Source organism: Agromyces humi, assembly GCF_009720255.1.
Classification (GTDB): domain Bacteria; phylum Actinomycetota; class Actinomycetes; order Actinomycetales; family Microbacteriaceae; genus Agromyces; species Agromyces humi.
This window is the reverse complement of the sequence record NZ_WJSP02000372.1, coordinates 1-3,574: the sequence shown is the minus strand read 5'-3', so window position 1 is coordinate 3,574 and position 3,574 is coordinate 1. Positions and strand designations below refer to the sequence as shown.

The 3,574-nt window shown below is 70.7% G+C and carries 3 protein-coding genes and 1 pseudogene; 3 read left to right on the top strand and 1 reads right to left on the bottom strand.

The window, feature by feature from the left end; all coding sequences use genetic code 11:
• A pseudogene (locus GH736_RS19255) lies at window positions 1-127 on the bottom strand (FAD-dependent oxidoreductase); the annotation flags it as partial.
• Between GH736_RS19255 and GH736_RS19250 the strand changes: the two are divergent.
• From GH736_RS19250 to GH736_RS19240, 3 genes are all read left to right on the top strand, one after another.
• The gene (locus GH736_RS19250) at window positions 121-912 is read left to right on the top strand and encodes a carbohydrate ABC transporter permease (protein WP_235934484.1); all 792 of its coding nucleotides are present in this window, start codon (window positions 121-123) and stop codon (window positions 910-912) included. The pseudogene GH736_RS19255 and the gene GH736_RS19250 overlap by 7 nt on opposite strands.
• Window positions 912-1,838, top strand: coding sequence for a carbohydrate ABC transporter permease (locus tag GH736_RS19245; RefSeq protein ID WP_159606217.1), 927 nt, complete (start codon window positions 912-914; stop codon window positions 1,836-1,838). Before GH736_RS19250 ends, GH736_RS19245 begins: the two co-directional genes overlap by 1 nt.
• A partial coding sequence (locus GH736_RS19240; RefSeq protein WP_203230859.1) for a glycoside hydrolase family 127 protein occupies window positions 1,835-3,574 on the top strand: 1,740 nt, incomplete at its 3' end. The genes GH736_RS19245 and GH736_RS19240, both read left to right, overlap by 4 nt.

Below are 3,574 nucleotides of genomic sequence, written 5' to 3'. Positions count from 1 at the left end.
GGCCGGCCGCTTCGCCGATGTTCCACTCCACCGGGTGGAGCCGGAAGGCCCCGTTGGTGATGTGGGTGGTACCGACGTTCTTGCCCGCGGGCAGGAGGTTCTCCAGCCGGCGGGGGATCAGTGCTCCCGCTGCTGCTCGTGCTGCAGATGTCGGGCTCGGACTGGCCGCTGCTCGGCGGCAACCAGGGCTGGAACCTGCCCGACAACTACGAGGACGCGGTGACGAACCGGTTCTTCACGGACTCGGTCGTGTTCACCCTGAAGTACACGATCCTCACCACCGTGATCCTGCTCGCCCTGGCGCTCGGGCTCGGCCTGCTCGTGCAGGAGTCGTCGCGCTGGAAGGGGCTGCTGCGCACCTCGTTCCTCATCCCGAGCGCGCTCGGCCTGGCATCCGCGTCGCTCCTCTTCTACGTGCTCTACTCGCCGATCGCCGGGCCGTTCGCCGACCTCATGGCGGCGTGGGGCTTCACCTTCCTGGGCACCCCCGACGGCGCCCTCTGGTCGACCATCTTCCTCATCGTCTGGCGGTACGCGGGCTTCTACATGCTGCTCATGCTGGTGGGCCTGCAGGGCATCCCCGACGACGTCTACGAGGCCGCCCGCATCGACGGCGCCTCACGGTGGCAGACGTTCCGCAGCGTGACGCTGCCCCTGCTGCGGCCCACGCTCGCGCTCACGACGGTGCTCTGCGTCACGGGCTCGCTGCTCGCGTTCGAGCAGTTCTACATCCTCACCAAGGGCGGGCCCGACAACTCCACGATCACGATCGTGCAGCTCATCTACAGCGTCGCGTTCCAGGGCCCGAACAACCTCGGCGTGGCCGCGGCGCTCTCGGTGATCGTGCTGCTCGCCCTCGTCGTCATCAACGTCGCGCAGATCCGCGCGTTCAGCAGGAAGGCCGAGGACTGATGAGCATCGACACCGCGCCCGACACCACCCGGGCGATCGTGACGGATGCCGCGGCGCACGGCCCGCGCACCCGGTATGGCGTGGCGCGGAAGCATCCGCCCACCTCGTTCGCGGGCATCGCACTGCGCACCCCCTACTGGGTGGTCACCGGCGCGCTCGCCGTGCTGTTCCTCTACCCCCTGATCTGGACGACGGTGGCGTCGTTCTCGCCGCGGGCGGGCACGAACCAGGTCGACGGTTGGGGCCTCGGCAACTACGTGACGCTCGCGAACTACCAGGCGGGCATCTGGGTCTACCTCTTCAACTCGGTGTTCGTGTCGCTGCTCACCGTGGCCCTGACCCTCGTCATCTCGCTGCTCGGCGGCTACGCGTTCGCGCGGTTCTCGTTCCCGGGCAAGAACGCCCTGTTCCTCGCCACGCTCGCGATCCTGATGGTGCCGTACACGACCCTGCTGATCCCGCTCTACGTGCTGCTCAACCTGGTCGGGCTGTCGAACTCGCTCGTGGGCGTCGCGCTGGTGCTCACGATGTTCCAGCTGCCGTTCTCGATGTTCATGATGCGCATCTCGTTCGAGGCCGTGCCGCGCGAGCTCGACGAGGCGGCCATGGTCGACGGATGCTCCAGCTTCACGGTGCTCTGGCGGGTGCTCATCCCCGCCGTGAAGCCGGGCCTCATCACGGTGGCGCTCTTCGCGTTCCTCGCGGCGTGGAACGACTTCATGGCGCCGCTGATCCTCATCAACGACTCGAACAAGATGACGCTGCCGCTGGCCGTCTCGAACCTCCGCGGGCAGGTGCAGGGCGTCGTCGACTACGGCGCCACCGAAGCAGGCGTGGTCGTGCTGGCCGTGCCGTGCATCCTGCTCTTCCTGATCCTCCAACGTCACTACGTGCGCGGCTTCATGTCCGGCGCCTTCAAGGGATGACCATGACGCTCACCACCAACACCACCACCACGACGCACGCGGTGCCCGTCGCGCCGAGTGCGGGAGTACTGCGCCCGCTCGGCCTCGACGAGGTGACGATCACCGGCGGATTCTGGGGCCACCGGCAGGCCGTCAACGGCACCGCCACGATCCACCACATCGGCGCGTGGCTCGAGCGCGAGGGCTGGCTCGCGAACTTCGACCTCGCGGCATCCGGAGCACTTCCAGAGGGACGCCGCGGCCGCGAGTTCTCCGACTCGGAGGTCTACAAGTACCTCGAGGCGATCGCCTGGGAGATCGGCCGTCGCGACGCGGTGGGCGAGCCCGTCGACGAGCTCGAGGCGCGGTTGCGTGCGGTCGTGGCGCGGGTCGCGGCCGCGCAGGAGCCCGACGGCTACCTGAACACGCGGTTCGGGCGGCCCGGTCAGGGTGCGCGCTGGTCGGACCTCGAGTGGGGCCACGAGCTGTACTGCCTGGGACATCTCTTCCAGGCGGCCGTCGCCCGGGTGCGCACGCGCCCCGATGCCGACGACGGACTCGTCGGCATCGCCCGCCGGGCGGCCGACCTCGTGTGCGAGGTCTTCGGCGTCGGCGGCGACGAGCGCATCTGCGGACACGCCGAGGTCGAGGTGGGCCTCGCCGAGCTGGGCCGCGCGCTCGGCGAGCCGCGCTACGTCGAGCAGGCCCGCCTGTTCGTCGAGCGGCACGGCCACGGCAGGCTGCGCGACATCGAGTGGGGCCGTTCGTACTACCAGGACGACGTCGCCGTGCGCGAGGCCGGCGTGCTGCGCGGTCACTCGGTGCGCGCCAACTACCTCGCGGCCGGCGCGGCGGACGTCGCGATCGAGACCGGGGACGACGAGCTGCTCGGTGCGCTCGACCGGCAGTGGGAGACCACCGTGGAGCGTCGCACCTACGTGACCGGCGGGCAGGGCTCGCACCACCAGGACGAGGCGTTCGGCGAGGACTGGGAGCTGCCGAGCGACCGGGCGTACTCCGAGACCTGCGCGGGCGTGGCCTCCGTGATGTTCAGCTGGCGGCTGCTGCTCGCCCAGGGGGATCCGCGCTTCGCCGACCTCATCGAGCGCACGCTGTTCAACGTGGTGGAGACCTCGCCGAGTGCCTCGGGCACCGCCTTCTACTACGCGAACACCCTGCACCAGCGCCGGCCCGGGGCAGTGGCCGACGCCGACACGGTGTCGCCGCGGGCGCAGTCGTCGTTGCGCGCGCCGTGGTTCGACGTGTCGTGCTGCCCGCCGAACACGGCCCGCACGTTCGCGAGCCTCGCCGCATACGTGGCGACGGCGGATGCCTCGGGCGTGCAGCTGCACCAGTACGCGCCGGCCGCCATCCGCACCACGCTCGAGACCGGGCAGGAGGTCGCGCTCGAGGTCGCGACCGAGTACCCGCGTTCGGGCGCCGTGCGCGTGACGGTGCTGGCGGACGCCGCGGAGTCCTGGACGCTGTCCTTGCGGGTGCCGGCGTGGGCGGCGGGCGCGCGGCTCACCCTGCGACCCGCGGGCGCCGACGACGTGCAGGCGCAGGACGCGGAGCCGGGAATGGTGTCGTGGACGCGCGCCTTCGCCGCGGGCGACGTGGTCGAGCTCGAGCTTCCGGTCGAGCCGCGGTTCGCCGCTCCCGACCCCCGCGTCGACGCGGTGCGCGGATGCCTCGTGGTCGAGCGCGGCCCCGAGGTGTTCGCCCTCGAGTCGGTGGACCTGGTCGGCACGCTGCTC

Coding starts and splice junctions, on each gene's coding strand:
- GH736_RS19245 (WP_159606217.1), top strand. CDS start 912: ATGAGCATCGACACCGCGCCCGACACCACCCGGGCGATCGTGACGGAT.